This is a genomic window from Streptomyces sp. NPDC055025 (genome assembly GCF_053608565.1).
Genome location: NZ_JBSGVS010000015.1, coordinates 1 through 15,294, shown reverse-complemented (window position 1 = coordinate 15,294; position 15,294 = coordinate 1). Strand labels below are relative to the sequence as shown.

Below are 15,294 nucleotides of genomic sequence, written 5' to 3'. Positions count from 1 at the left end.
TTCCGATACAACGATGCAGCAGACACCGCCCACCATCTCCACGGCGCGTACCACGGCACCGCCACAACGCGCCGAACACCCCTTCCCGGATGCGCCGTTGGCGCCGTCGCGGACGGAACCACCCGCGTCCGCCGAGCCGCCGGGGGAGCCGTCCGCCCGCACCGGAGGCGCCGGTCCCACCAGGGATCCCTGGTGGGACAACGCGCGTTACGTCTCCGCGACGCTGATCGTCGTCCTGCACACCATAGGCAGTGTCATGGAGCGGCACGAGTCGCTACAGGCGTTCCATGTGGCGACCTGGGCGCTGCGGGTACCTCTCTTCGTCGTGCTGGCCGGGGTGTTCAGCGCCGCCGCCCCGCTGGACGCACACCGGTTGCGCGGGATCGTACGGAGCATCGCACTGCCGGCGGCCCTGTTCAGCCTGCTGTACTCGCTCGAAATGGTGGCGCTGGGGAGCGAATTCAAGCTCCATGTGACGCAACTGCCGTGGACTCTCTGGTTCTTGATGTCGCTGATCTGCTGGCGTCTGCTGCTCCCGGTCGTCGTCCTGCTGCGCCACCCGCTGGCGGTCACCTCGGTGGTCGCCCTGGCCGCCGGCTATGTCGACGAGCTGGGGTTGGCCTTCTCCGCCAGCCGTACGGTCGTCTACCTGCCGCTCTTCCTCATCGGGTGGCGGATCGGACAGGGTTCCCTGCGGGGCTGGTTCACGGCCCGCTGGACCCTGCCGGTGGCCGTCGCCGCTCTGGCGGGGGGGATCCTGGTCGGGTGGCTCTGGCACGACCACGTCAAGGGCACCTGGACGTCCATGCGGCACCCGTACACCTCGGCCGACACACTGGGCCTGTACGGGGCCTGGGTGATCCGGCTGTTCGTGCTCGCCGGCGCGGTCGCTCTCGTGCTGTGCCTGCTGCGGGTGGTGCCCCGGCGCCGGATTCCCTTCGTCTCGGCGCTGGGCGCGGGAGGGTTCACCATCTATCTGCTGCACCCCCTGGTCATTCTCCCGGTACGCGAGACGGGCTGGATCGCCCGTGCGAACACCCCCGTCGAACTGGCCGGGCTCGTGCTGTGCGCCCTGACCCTGACCGCCGTCCTGGGTTCCCGGCCCGTACGACGTCTGGTCCAGCCGCTCACCAGACCGCCGGTGGGATGGCTCTTCACCTCGGCGGGGCGCCGGGCGGCGTAGCCGACGACGCTCTGCCCGTCGACCTGACCGGGGGGCGTTGTGCGTCGGGGCCGTTCGCGTGAGCGGTGTGTTCGGCGGCCCGGCGCATGGTGCGCCGGGCCGTGTCGGGGCGACCGCGTGTGGCAGATGGTCCTTGCCTCTCGCGAGGCAAGCCGGGTCAGCCGATGGTCTGTCGGGTTCGCCACCAGGTGGATGCTCCGATGATTTCGGTTCCGGTGCCGGTGAGGGCGGTTCTGCTGCCGGGGTGGAAGCGTACGGCTCCGTCGGCGCGTACGGCCCAGATGTCGGGGATGGTGTCGCCGTTGGCGTCGGGGGTGCCGAGGAGGAGGCGGACGGTGGAGGGCCGACCTCAAACCCGGCACAACCCTCAGCACCCCCGACGGCACCACAGCCAAGATCGCCGCCAACCGCGCCTACACGGACCACGTCCGCACCTACAACTTCAGCGTCGCCAAACTCCACACGTACTATGTGCTCGCTGGCGCCACGCCGGTCCTCGTCCACAACACCTACAGGAATCCGGTAGGGCGCCTCGGGGTAAGGAGGTGGCCAACCGTGGTGGTACACGTTGAAGGCCAGGCAGTTCGAGGTGCCAAGCTCATCGGGTCGGACAGGACATACGAAGGTGTTCGACTGGTCAAGTGCACCCTGAGTGCTTGTAGTTTGGCGCAGTTTGATGATCCCGAGTTCAGCCTTGTTGTCAGGGACTCATCCCTGCAAGGGTGTCGAGTCGACCGTTGTTCGGTCCAAGGGGTCCTCTTTGATGGCGTGACGATTGACGGGCTTGCGGTAAAGCAGTTGCATCGTCTCTACGGATGCGTCTTCCGTCGGGTGGTTCTTCGAGGGAAAATTGGACCGATCATGGCGATGGGGCCACATGCTGGTCTTGCGGGGCGCGAGCGTTATATCGCAGGGATGATTGAAAAGTATCGCGACGTGGAATGGGCCCTCGATATCTCGGAGGCCATATTCTCAGATGCTGACTTCTATTACGTGCCGGGTCATTTGATTCACCGTGACCCTGAGACGCAAGTTCTCTTGAGCCGCGAAAAGGTCAAGAACGTGCCACGTGAAGATTTCCCTGCATATGCCGGAATTTGGGTAAGTAGATTTGATGAAACTCCATTTGACACCTTGGTGGGAATTGCCCCGAAGGCTTCCAGGAATTTCTCAAAATATATGAGTGACATTGAATGGATGCGTGGTCAAAATTTGGCTGAATAGTCTGCGCAAGAAGGAACTGCAATGATTCTCTCGTGGTGTCCTGTTGGGGGTTGATGGCGTAAGCGGGGCGGTTCTGCTCCGCCTCGACTGTGCCCACCCAGCCGCTTGGCCTGAACGATGGAGATTGTTCCCGCTCCTCGGTCGGGGCGGCGCGGCGGCCCACCCACTTGCTCAAGTCGGCTACCGCTTTGACAAGCTGAGCGGAGGTCTGCCGCTTCGTCGTGGTGAAAATCGAGAACCACCAGCAACTCCGAGAACCACCAGCAACTCGGAGTGTTAACGCAGGCGTCGGCGTAGATTTTCATCAATGCACCGTAGGCGTCGGGGTGAATCTTCTTCACCGTCCCTGACCGCACATCTGCCATGGCTCGCCTACCTCCAGTGGCCCGTCGGCCACACTGCCGCTCTTCCCGATGCCCCATCAGATGGGTTCCAAGCGGCAGACCCTGCTGGTGATCGTTCTCCCAGGGACTTTCAGGGACTTTCAGCTCTGGCGGAGGGACTTTCCAGGGAGGAGTCGCTGTGCGTACGCGAAAGTCCGTGACAGAGCTGAAGGTCGGGAAACCGCTGGGCGGAGTGGGCTTCCTCAGCACTCGATGATGTTCACCGCGAGGCCGCCGCCTGCCGTCTCCTTGTACTTGACGGACACGTGAGCGGCTGTTGATCGTGATGTTGACCTGCCGTTTTGGCATGTCCGGGCTCGCTTTGATTCAGGCCAGGGACTTTTCGGGGACTTCTTGGTGAGAGCTGATTGCAACGTATCCGTTGCTGCGTGAGACGGCTGCGAGGTGGGGTCGCCGATCCTCGGGTGGCATCCGATGGTGTCGGCGAGCCCTCGTACTCGGAATGCGTAGGTCTTGGTTCGAATCCAGAAGGCGGCTCCGAGGGAGGCTGCAAGTCGGACCTCTGACCTGCAGCTTCTTGCTGTTCGTGACGCTTAGTCCGTTGAGAATACGACTGCCGACCTGCGTATCGGAATGCGTAGGTCGGTGATTCCCCTCCCGGAATGACTGGCGGAACTCTAGCCCACGAGCAGCCTTTGAACTGGAGTTTCCTTGAGGCGGGCGAGCGCCCGGATCTGCTTCGAGCGGGTCGGGGTGCGCAACGAGAGCGCATCGGTGCAGAGTTGGTCTGGAGGAAGCAGGGCTTGTGCGCGATTGGTGACTCCGTGCTTATGGCTACTCGAACAGGTCGTTCGAAGGGCGTATGAATTGACATATGATGCCGACCTCCGCGAGTTCTACGAGACCGTTATCCGCGAGGCGATGCAAATTGAGGACTTTCGAACGCTCCTGAACGGGTGGTTCCTTGTGGAGCTTTGGCCACGATTGTGGTTCTAGCCTCGAGCGCGGGGCGTCTGGAGAGCCGGTTGCCTTACCTAGTGAGCGCCGCCGCGTACCGTGCGCAGGCTTGGCCAGGATGCGTAAGGCGCCCCCTGACCTTCACTCCTGGCGCTCCTGGGCGAGCGTGGCAAGCTCATTGCCTAGGATGCGGAGTTGCTGTGCGTGGTGGTTGAGGGCAGTTGCGAGTCGGTGCAGTTCGTCAGGATCGTGCGGGTAGTGGTCACCATCGATCTCGACATTGCTGAATAGGCCTCGTCCCGGATGCCGTTCGGTGAAGGGACGCTGCTCGAGAGCCGTGGTCATGGCTGTGACGCGTCCGCGGCTCGTCTCGATGGTTAGCGGCACATCGGGCCCGTAGTGGCAGATGTCGATCCGGTAGCCGTCGCTGGGGTGCTCTCCTGCGCACCATGACGGTTCGGGGATGGTGACCTCGCCGTAGTCAACAGTGGAGATCGTGACCGTCCGGCTCATCGCTTGCACCCTTCTATAACCTGAGCGGTACTGCCATGTCATTCTTCTGCGTGTGCATTCCGGCCAACTGGGCGGAAGTGCAGAGTAGTCCTAGCAAAGGAGATGCTCCAGGGGAAGGCGTCGCCTGCTTGGGTAAGGTCAATGCAATGTCTGCCGGGGTTACACGCCTGGTGGTTCGTCGTGTAGCCTGCGCCATTGAGCGATGTATGCCTGCACCGACGACACAGTCTCGAAGTGGTCGTTCCCAAGAGTCTTGCGCCGGAGCGTCATCGCTGTTTCGGAGTACTCCAGCGTTCGTTGCGCTGCTACACCGCTTTCAGCTAGTGCCAACACCAGGTGATGCAGCGTCACGAGGGTTTCTCTGTGTTCCTCTCCTAGCACCTCGATCTGGATCTGCCAAGTCTTCTTCCCAAGCTTAGCGCTCTCGACGCAGTAGCCGAGTGAGAGCAGTATCCATGCAATGAATGAGGTGGTACGCAGGGTATCGGGATCTGCCTCGCCAAGCCATCTCTCTTGGTGTTCCGCGACATTCGCTGCCACGAGATACGCGGCCTTTGCGTCACATTTTTTGAGATACCGAGCCACCGCGAAGCAGTCGGCCAGCACTTGTCGCTCGCGAAGACCTCGCTGGCTCGGTGTTCCCAATGCCCTGATACTGCTTCGCAATGCCGCCCAGTGGTTACCGTTCCCATGGTGAGCGCGTGCCAGTAACCGGTCCGCTTGGACCAGACTCGGGTCTGTGTCGTCCAGCTGTCGTTCCCATGCATCCCGGAATCTGGTGAGATTGTGGTGGGCATCATCGAACTGTCGACGAAGCAGTATGACGTCCACGAGGCCAAGCATCGCGCAGCGCCCCTGTGCAGTCCGGATCAGCGCGGGATCAAGGTTCCGGAAGCACTCAGCTGCTTCTTGAGATGGCGCACTCAGCGTCCGCCCATTGGTGTCCCGAAGTCCTGCTTCGAAGGAGACCAGCAGTGCCTCCACGAGGCGATCGACCCGCTGTCGGTCCTGGTCGTCCAGTGAATGCATGGCGACGAGGCGTACGAGGCTCTTCGTCGCGACACCGCCATTGGCATCGAGAGTGACCAAGCCCCGTAAGACCAGTTCCTCCAATGCCTCGTACACGGCCCGGTGAGGCACCTCGTCCCCGCGGCCGGGGACATCGTCGACGGAGTACCAGAGGGAGTGGCCCAGGCACCGAGTTGGGAAGACACTTGCCCCGATGACCGCGAAGGCACTCAACAGATCCTGAGCGAACCGGAACGTTGGCGCCAGGCTCTGGAATGCCACGCTGATCCGTCCTGCTGGAGAACTGCCACCTTTCTCGGCAAGCAGGTGGAGCAGAGTGCTGTGAGGCATCGCCAAGACGCTTTCAGCTGACATCCCCTCGGTCAGTTGCGACCCCACGTATGCCAACACCGGGGGCCAGTAGTCCAACCGGTCGGCCAGACGGCCGGCGGAATCCCGCGACAGCCCCGGCTGGTATCGGCGTAGAAGTCGAACCGCATCATCCTGGCTCAGTGCGGCAACTTCCAGTACCTCGGCCACACCGAGCCAGAGATGCGGGGCGGCAGCCGACGTCAGTAGGGTGTCCGGGCCGTCGACGGGCAGGAGTCCGGCGACATCGGGCGGATGGCTCACTCCATCAATTGCCAGAAGGGCGCGGCCTCCGACGCTCCTGAACCGGTGTAGGGCGCGGGCGATCAGACGAGAGGCGGTGTCGGGGTCGGTGAATTCGATCCATTCGATGTCCGCGTAGCGCCGTTGCACCCGATGCAGGTACTCGACGGCAGTTGCTGTTGCTCCTGAGCCGAGGATGCTGCGCAGTACAACTGGGCGGCCGCCGAGTGCGTTCAATGCACGAGGGATGTCCTCATCCAACAGACAGTCCCGGCCGACGAAGTCCTGAGGACGACTAGGTAGTGCCGCGCCGTGCATCTGAACAGCCCCCTCATGACCCTGTCCGTAGACATGTGTCGCGGTTTGGCGCGCCGTACAGACGCCTTGAAACTGAGCAACGAACGAGCCGGCCCGGGGTTCTCACCGCACGTCCGCGTGCCAGGCGTCGGCTGTGCGGAGGTGACGCAGGCCGACCCATTCCTGAGCCAAGCGCTCGCCCTTGATCAGCAGTTCGACAGCTTGCTCGCGGTGTCGTTCGCAAAGCCAGGCAGCCAGTTCCTCCGCCCGGGCCCGGGTTACGGGTTTCTCCTTGCCAGGAAGGGGGGTGCCGAGTTCGAACAGGGCGTCGTACAAGTTCGCCGCGGGGACGACCGGTGGCAGGCCTGCTGCCCGTGCCTCAGCGTCGGCGCGTATGGGAATTGCAAGTCCGCTGGCGTCGAGGTCGCCGAAATAGCGAATGGCCTCCACCCCGTGGTCGGGGCGGATACTGCGAACCGAGGAGACGAACGACTTGCCAATCCCCCAGGCCAAGTGGCCGAGGCCGTGATCCAATGTCTTCAGGGCCTCAGCCATGGACCAGCACGTGGTGTAGTTCTCTACTACGAAAAGGATGTCGCCGCGGTCCATCGAGGCGTATCCACGTTTACCTGCCTTGGCGAGGTACACCTCGGTTAGCAATGGCGGCTCGGATTTCAAGACGTCCAAGAAATCGCGCATATATTGCCGATCGGAGAAAAGCCACCCGAAGGAAACGTCCCGGAAAGCCTTCTCTGGTTCTGGAAAGTAGGTAAGGAATTTTCGTTTTCCGAAGATCTCCAGTGCGCGCTCGCACAGGGGTACGGGAGTTCGGTTCGGGTCGCTCATCAACCATTCATTGACTGCTACATAAGCGGTTAGTTGTTTGGCTTTCCGGTTCCACTCGTTCGCCACCCGACTCATCTTCTGGTGGAGTGGCGGCATGATTACCTCGGGTTCCTTCGGAGGTGGAGGTGAGTACACCCAGATATTGATGGGGAGTTCGAGTCGCTCTTTGTCGGTTCTCCCCATCTGTTGGATTCCGCCTTGATTTTCAAGTTTTTCAAGACAATTAATGATTCCCCTAGGTTCGAATGCGTCGACTGGGGATGTTCGATACACCTCCCTATAGATCTCCTTAAAGTCTGACATGGCCAGCTTGTGTCTCTGAGAGGAACTCCTCTTGCCTGCCGACGCTCTGGCTCTTAGGGCTTCCAGCATTTCCTGTTCCAGGCGGTTGAGTGCCGGTGCTTCAGTCTTCATTATCGTTTTCCGTGTGGCGCTTGTAATAGCGAGCCGTGGAGATCTCCGAGTTTCGGCTTCCGGGCAGTGAACCGTCCAGCAGGGTTCCCATTTCCCCTTGTACGCTCAGATATTTGCGGTGAGTCCGAAGGTCGGCGTCATTGCGCATACGGATAACCAAGGGGAAGTTGTCCAGGACAGTGAGGTCGAAGATGCCGGTGGTGTAGATGAGCTGCACCCCCAGGGCAGCCGCCACTGCTTGCTGGAGACGCAGCAGGTAGGTGGCCGATGCCCGGCCAATCGGGTTGTCCAGAAAGAGGACACCGGAGTGACGGCGCCCTGTTCGGCCCCGCTCGTTCGAACGCAGTGCGGCCATGGTGCAGTAGAGAATGATCGCCGCGGTCAGCACCTGTCCGCCGGAGAACACGTCCTTGAGTTCGGACACCGGCACCCGGTGTTTGCGCAGCACGGCATCCGGCTTCAGGATCCTGACTCTGAAGCCCTTGCTCCCCACTGCTGACGCCACACCCCGCAGCAGCAGCGACATCCCGTCCCGCTTGATCGCCCGGCCGGTCACCACATCCGCGGATGCCTCATCGACCACGGCGGCGAGCCGGTCGGTCAAGGCGTCATCCTTCGCCGCGGTGAATCCGATACGAAGGAAGGGCTCTCCCGACCAGTCCGCCAGCCCCTCGGGCAACCGGGAGAAACGCTCGGCTCGTTGAAGGGTGCGCAGCGCTTCCTCCACTTGCTGCTTCATCTGCCGGACGATCTGTTTGCGATGCCGGTCGATCGAGTCCAAGTCGACGTCGAGCGAGCGCAATCTCTGGCGCAGCGCCTTCTCCCACTGCTCGGCCATGAGGGGCAGCTCCGCACGTTCCGTGCTCAGGATGATGCTGCGGCTAGGAAGGTTCAGAGCGGCGAAGCGGTTGTCGGCCGCGTGGCCCGCCAGCCGGTCGGCCTGCTTGCGCTCGTCTCGCTGGGCGGTATCCGCGGCCTTACTGGTCTCGTCGTATACGGACTTGAGACTGTCGTGCCGGTGTCGTGCCGTCGTGATGTCACCCTCGAACCCCTTGTCGTCAGGGTGGGGCTCGGAGCCCGATCCCGGTCCGAGAACGTCTGTCAGATCCCGAAAGATGTCCGCCTGGCGTTTGGCCTCGGTGGCTTCCCGGTCGGCACGTTCGCTGTGGAAGCGCAACTCCTGCCGAATGCGGTCGGTCATCTCACGGCTCCGCTCGGCCTCTGCGATGGACTTCAACCCCTCGCCGAGATGCCTGGGACGGGCGTACGGCGCCAGGTCGATGTCCTCCTCCGGCTCGACGAATGCATGCGCATCCGCCTTCCGGGCAGTGGTTACAGCGGTCAGTTCCGCGAGTCTGTCCTCCATGGCGACGACGGCACGCTCGGCCATCTCACGCGCCAGCGCCCGGGAGGCGTGGTCAGCAGCGTCCGGCCCGCCCAGTAGTTCCACGGCGCGTTGCCGCACCGGCTCGTCGATATCTTTGATCTCTTTCTCGGCCGCGTCGACCCGGTCACGAGCCAGCGTGGCCTTCGCCTGTAGGTCGTCGCCGACCTTGACTCGTTGGTACTCGTCGGAGGCGGAGACGTAGGCGCGGCGGAGGATCTCCAGCGGCTGTCCGGGGCCGGTGTCTTGATCCGGTACGGCATCGGTTGCGGGTAGCTGCGCCAGCTCGTCGATCAGGCGCTGCGCGGTCCCTTTCAGCGCGTCTGCGGCTCGTCGATGCTCAGCTGCCTGGGAACGGCACTGTTCGCTGCGTACCGCTGCATTCCTGGCCGTCTCCCGTTGCTCGGTGGCGGCCTCATGAGCGGTGCGCTCCGCCTCCAGCCAGCCGGGCATGCGGGCTTCCCGAGTGGCCAGCTCAGCGAGTGCGTCCGCGGCTCGTTCGAGCTTGCGGTGGATGTCTCGCTCGGGGGGAATGGCGTCCTTGACGGTCAGCCGTTCAGAGGCAAGCCGTTCGCGTACGGCATCCTGCGCTTCGACCAGTTCCCTCGCGGCTTCTAGTTCCGTGCTCTTCTGATTCACTTTGCCGAGTAGGGCGTCGAGTCGTCCCGCAGGGAACTCCCGGCGCCAGTCCGAAAGGCGGGCGGACAACGTGATGTAGAGATTCAACCGCTCTTGCAAGGAAGCGAGTTCGTGCCCATGAAGGCTGTGGCGATGGTTGAGCCGGGCCAGTTCGTCGGCCGCTGCCCGCTCGTCGTACAGCGCGGGATGCATGGGCACCACGTATTCTGCGTTGTCCCGTTCAGGCGGTGCTGAGAGCAGATGATTTTTGGTGCCGAGGGCAAGGTGTTCGGTGGGCCACAGCTGGCTCGCGGTCAGTACTTCGCACGCCGCGTCGAAGCGTTCGGCCTCGTTCACCACGATGCCGGTGACCAGACTCGGCGCCTGATGCACGATCTGTCGGCGGCGGTCCGCGCTGCTGATGGCGGCCACGTACTCCCAACCGGTCCAAGCCTTGATTCCGGCCTTCTCCAGCGCCTGGCACACCTGGACCGCTTCTACTGACGGCGGCAAAAGTTCGGTGGTTTCCAGTGCTGTCCTGGCACGTTCATCGCCGGCGATCTTCACCTGCAACGTCGCGACGGCGCTTTCCGCGTCCCGACGGGCCTCGGCCAGCCGGCTCAGCAGAGCGGTGGAGTCCGCCTCCAGGTCCACCGGATCGGTACCGATCAGCCCGACGAACCCGGGTTCGGCGGCCAGCGCGTCGGTACGAGCACGCGCCTCGCGGTAGTCGCGTTCGGCCAGGCTGTGAGATTCGCCGACGGTAGCCAGCGCCTGTTGGGCGCGGCGGCAGGCGCCTTGGGCCAGTTCGTGTTCCTCGTCCAACCGGGTCAACGCGGCTTCCAGCTCGCCGATCCTGGCTGCCGCCTCTTCGGCACCCCTCCTGGTGGTGTCGGCGGCTTCGTGAACCCGCATGCCGTCGGGGACGCGGCCTTCCCTGACCGCAGTCTCGATTTCCTTCCTGACGCCCTCGACGTTGCTCTTGTGGACTCCGGCATCGGCCGAGTGGACGGCGGCCTGGGTGATGGCGGCATTGTGTTCGGCCTGGGCCAGCCCCGCTTCGATGTCCTGTGCCGAGCCGGCCGTTTCGGCGTCGGTCGCCTCCTGCCTGGCTCGGTCACGCAGTTGGATCAGGGACTGCCGCAACGCCCCAGCCGCCGAGTCACGGGCTTCGAGTGCCGGACGAGCCGCTTCGTGCGTGGCCGCGATCACCTTGCTGAGCCGCAGCTCCTCTGTGACGGCGTCCTGATGCCGCAAAACTGTAGGGACGACTCCCCACGCCTTCTCGACTAGCTGCGCCCGCCGGAACTGACGCCGGTGATGCTCCTCCTCCGCCAATGCCTCGTCGAACCGCATATGGGCGACCAGTCGCCGCAGTTCGGTGATGACCTCGATGATGTGCTGGTACCGGTCCTCTTCCCGACGTAGGTCGTCTCTCAGTCGCTGGCTCTCTGTCTGATTGCGATCGGCGCGTTCGTTTTCGCGTAGGGACCGGATGCGGATCAGTCGCAGGATCTCGTCGAGCCGTTCGTGCGCCTCGTTCCTGCGCGCGATCGCTGCCAATCCGATGTGACGAGCCTGCACAAGGGGCCCCAGAGATTTCAGGGCGCCTTGGACAAATTCCTTCTCCAGTTCGAGATCGCCGCGCACCGAGAGTTTGTCGGCGTATGTATTGAGGACATCCGCAAGATCCTTCGGCGGCTCGGGAGGCAGCACCACACCGAGCAGGAAGTTGACGAACGCGCTGTCGCTGGCGAAGGAGAACACATCGGCGGCCTCTCCCTCGTCTGCGTTCATGGCCCGCTGGTACCGGAAGAGTTCGGGATCGAGGCCGAGGTCGGTCAGCCGGTCGGTCCACTGCCTGTGAACCCGCAGGCAGGCGTACTCCATCGCTGGATCCGCTTCCGCGGTGGCGAGCATCGCATCGCAGAACTCCGGCAGTGGGCGGTACCGGCCCTCGCTGACGAACGGCAGGTTCCGCAATCCGACGGTCTCCGTCGGCCGGAAGTGATACCAGCGCTCCACCAGCTGCTGCCGGTCGCGGGACGGCCGGCCGTTGCGCCAAGCGGACACCTTGCCGGTCACCAGGTGCCGGCCACTCTTCGCGTGGACCCACTCCAATACGACGTGGGACACGTCGTTTTCGAGAACGAAGCTGTCCAGTGCGTGCGTGCTGGTCGTGCCGACGACCTCCCGCCGTCCCGGCAGGATGACGGAGAAGATCAGCTTGATGAGAACGGATTTCCCACCGCCGTTCTCCAGATGCAGCACGCTGGCTGGAGACGGTCGCTGCACTCGCTCCTCTTCGCCGAACAACAGAGTGGGCTGCGCGGATACTGTGGCCCCCGCACCGCTGAAGTCCAGCAGTACGTCTTCATAGCGGGCGGCCTCCGGCCCCACCGCACGCAACAGTACGCGGGCGAGCTCATACACCCTGTTCCTCCTGCGTATCCCGCAGCGTTGGGACCACGACCCGCAGGGTGCCGGATGAATCCGTCAAGGGCACCACATTGAGCTTGAGCAGTTCGTTGAAGGCGTTGGTCGCTGCCAGTTCCCGTACCTGGAGTTGGTAGCGGGGGGTCGTACGGTAGTTACCTTCTCGCGGATCGCCGACAACGGTGAGGAACCCACTGTCGGTGAGGAAGTTGAGGGCTCGGCCAACCATCGCCTTGGTGGAATTCGGAGCCGCGCGCTCGTCCTTCGTTCGAGACGCCTCAGGACGGCGGGAGTACGCGTGCCATACCTTCTCCAGCTCGGGCGTCTCGGTGGGGGTGTCCGTCTCCTCTCCACCCTCGAAAGCGCTCTTCTGTAACTTGCGGCAGGTGTCCCGGACTGTGGCGTCGACGAGGTTGACGCTAATTCGGCCAATGTATCCGTCCTGTGCAAGGTCGTCGGGGCGTGGGAACGCCAGGGCGGCGATGGCGAGGTGGATGATCCCATGCAGGACCTTCTCGGTGTCGCCTCGCTCCCCCCGGTACTTCGCGCGCTTCGCGTAGTCATCCATCTTGGTCTCGAAGACGGAACCGTCGAGTGCGGCGAGCACCACGGCCTCGGTGTCCCTGTCGCTGCCCAGAGCCTTCAGCCCCAGCCCCCGGCCGATGCGGTCGGTCAGCGTCCGGAAAGCGTCGTCCCGACGATATCGCTGGGCCAAGTCAAGGTAGTCGCCGTCGCGTGAGGGGAGCACTCGTGGACGTAGGGCGAAGGCAACGAGCCGTGCGGCGGCCTCGGCGTCGTCAGAGGTGTATCCGTGGGTCATGCGAAAAGCTCCTGCTCTGGCGTCCGCGACGAGGAAAGGGGGCGGTCCGAGTTCCGTTGTCCGCCCGGTTCGTGGGCGTGGTCGATGGGCAGCGATGCCAGTAGAAGGTCGTCGCCGCCGAAATCCTCGTCGTCCAGTTCCTCACCGGTGGGTACGGCGACAAGTACGCGCTGTGCAAAGGCGCGTACGGCGTCACCAACCGGAGGACTGAATGCGTGGCCGGCCCTGTGCAGGACGAGCCGAGCGACTTCTGGGCCTGCGGATCGGCGCGCCCGCGCCAGCAGCAGGCTCAACAACTCGGGCCGGTCACGGATATCGAGGAGCCCGTCAGCTATCCGCTGGTGCTCCTCGGTGAAAACGAGCACGTCAGTCGGGGCGCCCAGTTCCAGATCGGGTACCTCCGCGCCGTACGCTTCCGGTTGCGGCCCAGACTCGAAGAGCCGCGAGACGATCGACGGCATCCACACGGCGTCCGGTGCAGCGGGGGCCACGGCCGCACGGAAGTAGTCCATGAGAGTGGGCAGTGCTTCGGCGACCGTCAAACCGAGTGCTGGAAGGAGCAGTTGGCCGAAGAGATCCAGAGCCGCGCGCTGTGGCGGTCCGGAGAACTCTTGGCGGTCCTGCTCGCTCCGGAAGAGGTCACCCGCGGTTTGAAGTCGCTGCTGCAACTGCATGTGGCGGCTGATGCAGTCCCGGACAATGAAGACCAGCTCCGCCGCACGTTGCTTGTGGCGCGGGTTATCTGCTTCGTCACGCTTTTCGGTGATGTGCGAGAGGATCTGGTTCTCCATCTCGTACCGGTTCTCGATGTGGGAGAGCGCGGCGTTCAGAAGATTGGGCACTTCGTGCTCCCAGTCCACCGTCCGCACATCGCGGCGCGTGGCGTCCAACTGCTGGCGCAGCGACTCCCCGTACTGCACCGTCCGGTGCCGGGCCTGCTCTGCGGCGACCTTGGCATCATCCAGGCGCCCTCGCTCGATCAGGTTCCGCAGCTTGTGTTCCGCAGCCACCTGAGCCGACTCCACGTCGGTGTCGAGCGCGCCGACGAGTACGTTGATGGCCTCGTCCGTGGTCCGCAAGCGGATCTTGCCCTCGGTCGCACGCTCGACGATCAGTTTGAAGTCGAACTCATGGCGCCCGTAGGCTCCGTCGTCGTCAATTCGGCCGTATGTCCAGCTGAAGCCGCGATCCACCGTTCCGACGTTGATCAGCTTGTGGAGAACCCACTCGGCCACCGCCAGATGTTCGTCCGCACTTCGCTGCGGCTGCTGGACCGCGGCGAACCCGGCGACCTGACTCACCACGCTCACCGGATCCGCTCCGGAATCGAAGTCCATGGCGATCGTCACCTGGTCGATGACGTGCAGTGCTATCTCAGCCATCTGGTAGCCGCGGACATCAGCCCACTCCACCTTGTGCTTGTAGACATCGAGCGCCTGCAACGGTGCTGTGCACGCGAGTGCTTTGACCCGGCGCACCAATCCGTCATCGGGCAGCGTCGCCGCATGCTGCTCGTCGTCACCGTAGAAGGTCACCGCACAGCCGCCACGCCGAGCGTCGGACAACATCCCGCCAGCGCAGTAACGGATAATGCCACCGGCTCCCCCTCAGCCATTGAGGCCGACGAGTACCTTCTTGCCCGTCAGCAGCACCCGAACCAGGAGAAGGAACCTACTACATGATCGCGACCCTCCGGGATGAAACGGATCATCTGGATTGATCCCTCAAGAGGTACGTGGACTCTGAGACAAGCAGTCGTAAGTCGTGTCGCAGACCCCCCCTTTTTTTGCGGAAGTGGGGTGGAGACAATCAGACTTTGATCACACCGATGCGGGGGCCGCGCGGCATGTGGAGGTTTTGAGGGGCTGACGTCAGGACAGTTACGGGGACGGGTGAGGCGAGTGCGGTGGCGGCCACGACGGTGTCGAGGGCGTATTTATAGCCATGCATGCGAGCGGCTTGCTCGCATGCATGGCGGGCGATGGCTTCGGTGGGCGGGACGATTTTGACGCGCGAGACGGCGTAGTCGAAGCGGGCCTGGTTGGTTACGGGCTCGCGGGCTTGGACGAGGGTAACGGAACTGGTGATGACGCGAATGTCCTCGGCCTTGGCCGCGGCGAGCCACTCGGTGAGTTCGGGTGTGCGTCGTACGAGCTTGAACCGGCCTTCGCAGTCCAGGACGAGGGTGCCGCTCACGCGGCGTCCGCCGAGTTGGCCGTGTCTTCGCGCAGGAGCGCTCGCTTGGCGTCGACCGCAGCCCGGTCGACCGGGCCGTGCTCGGCTTCGGCGTCCTCGATGAGTTCGCGCAGCCGGTCGCGCTCCAGTTGGCGCCGGATGAGGGCTTCGACGTAGGCGGACATGCCGCGCTTGCCAGTGCGTGCCTTGAGCGCCGCGATGGTGCCTCCGTGGAGGGAGACGGAGACTGGGCGGACGGGGGAGCAAGGTCGGGGATAGTGGCCATGGAGTCACTTAAAAACTCTTGTTACTGCGCGGGGCGATCTTGCGGCGTCCGGCTTGCGCGGTCCGTCTCGGGCTGGTAGCGCCTAGTAGTGCCTGGTCAGGTTCACTCGCCGGTGGCGTGTCCGTTTGATTGCTTGCTCCGTTGACCTGTTGTGATGGGTGGGGAGCTGGCTGCGGT

At 63.7% G+C, this 15,294-nt stretch carries 10 protein-coding genes; 2 read left to right on the top strand and 8 right to left on the bottom strand.

Annotated features, from left to right (window positions below):
* Positions 1 to 13: 13 nt before the first annotated feature.
* The gene (locus tag ACWGDX_RS11855) at positions 14 to 1,183 is read left to right on the top strand and encodes an acyltransferase family protein (protein WP_453624624.1); all 1,170 of its coding nucleotides are present in this window, start codon (positions 14 to 16) and stop codon (positions 1,181 to 1,183) included.
* 555 nt (positions 1,184 to 1,738) lie between these two features.
* Complete coding sequence (locus ACWGDX_RS11850) at positions 1,739 to 2,407, top strand: hypothetical protein (RefSeq protein ID WP_453624622.1); 669 nt, start codon at positions 1,739 to 1,741, stop codon at positions 2,405 to 2,407.
* Between the two features lie 1,442 nt (positions 2,408 to 3,849).
* Here ACWGDX_RS11850 and ACWGDX_RS11845 read toward each other — a convergent pair.
* The 8 genes from ACWGDX_RS11845 to ACWGDX_RS11810 form a co-directional block, all read right to left on the bottom strand.
* A complete protein-coding gene (locus tag ACWGDX_RS11845; RefSeq protein WP_453624620.1) occupies positions 3,850 to 4,221 on the bottom strand; it encodes a DUF6907 domain-containing protein in 372 nt (123 codons plus the stop codon).
* 159 nt (positions 4,222 to 4,380) lie between these two features.
* On the bottom strand, positions 4,381 to 6,102 hold the full coding sequence (locus ACWGDX_RS11840; RefSeq protein ID WP_453624618.1) for a hypothetical protein: 1,722 nt from the start codon (positions 6,100 to 6,102) through the stop codon (positions 4,381 to 4,383).
* Between the two features lie 159 nt (positions 6,103 to 6,261).
* Positions 6,262 to 7,398, bottom strand: a complete 1,137-nt coding sequence (locus tag ACWGDX_RS11835; RefSeq protein ID WP_453624617.1) for a Wadjet anti-phage system protein JetD domain-containing protein — start codon at positions 7,396 to 7,398, stop codon at positions 6,262 to 6,264.
* The gene (locus ACWGDX_RS11830; RefSeq protein WP_453624615.1) at positions 7,388 to 11,833 is read right to left on the bottom strand and encodes a hypothetical protein; all 4,446 of its coding nucleotides are present in this window, start codon (positions 11,831 to 11,833) and stop codon (positions 7,388 to 7,390) included. The genes ACWGDX_RS11835 and ACWGDX_RS11830 overlap by 11 nt, the downstream gene beginning before the upstream one ends.
* Positions 11,826 to 12,656 (bottom strand): hypothetical protein, encoded by an 831-nt coding sequence (locus tag ACWGDX_RS11825; protein ID WP_453624613.1) that lies wholly within the window; start codon positions 12,654 to 12,656, stop codon positions 11,826 to 11,828. Before ACWGDX_RS11825 ends, ACWGDX_RS11830 begins: the two co-directional genes overlap by 8 nt.
* Positions 12,653 to 14,191 (bottom strand): hypothetical protein, encoded by a 1,539-nt coding sequence (locus ACWGDX_RS11820; RefSeq protein ID WP_453624611.1) that lies wholly within the window; start codon positions 14,189 to 14,191, stop codon positions 12,653 to 12,655. The genes ACWGDX_RS11825 and ACWGDX_RS11820 overlap by 4 nt, the downstream gene beginning before the upstream one ends.
* Positions 14,192 to 14,465: 274 nt before the next feature.
* On the bottom strand, positions 14,466 to 14,852 hold the full coding sequence (locus tag ACWGDX_RS11815; RefSeq protein WP_453624609.1) for a type II toxin-antitoxin system VapC family toxin: 387 nt from the start codon (positions 14,850 to 14,852) through the stop codon (positions 14,466 to 14,468).
* Positions 14,849 to 15,016, bottom strand: coding sequence for a hypothetical protein (locus ACWGDX_RS11810; RefSeq protein WP_453624607.1), 168 nt, complete (start codon positions 15,014 to 15,016; stop codon positions 14,849 to 14,851). The genes ACWGDX_RS11815 and ACWGDX_RS11810 overlap by 4 nt, the downstream gene beginning before the upstream one ends.
* Positions 15,017 to 15,294 lie beyond the last annotated feature (278 nt).

Excerpts from the sequence above, each read along its gene's own strand:
- ACWGDX_RS11835 (WP_453624617.1), bottom strand. The coding sequence starts at position 7,398 with ATGAAGACTGAAGCACCGGCACTCAACCGCCTGGAACAGGAAATGCTG.
- ACWGDX_RS11825 (WP_453624613.1), bottom strand. The coding sequence starts at position 12,656 with ATGACCCACGGATACACCTCTGACGACGCCGAGGCCGCCGCACGGCTC.
- ACWGDX_RS11810 (WP_453624607.1), bottom strand. The coding sequence starts at position 15,016 with ATGTCCGCCTACGTCGAAGCCCTCATCCGGCGCCAACTGGAGCGCGAC.
- ACWGDX_RS11845 (WP_453624620.1), bottom strand. The coding sequence starts at position 4,221 with ATGAGCCGGACGGTCACGATCTCCACTGTTGACTACGGCGAGGTCACC.
- ACWGDX_RS11855 (WP_453624624.1), top strand. The coding sequence starts at position 14 with ATGCAGCAGACACCGCCCACCATCTCCACGGCGCGTACCACGGCACCG.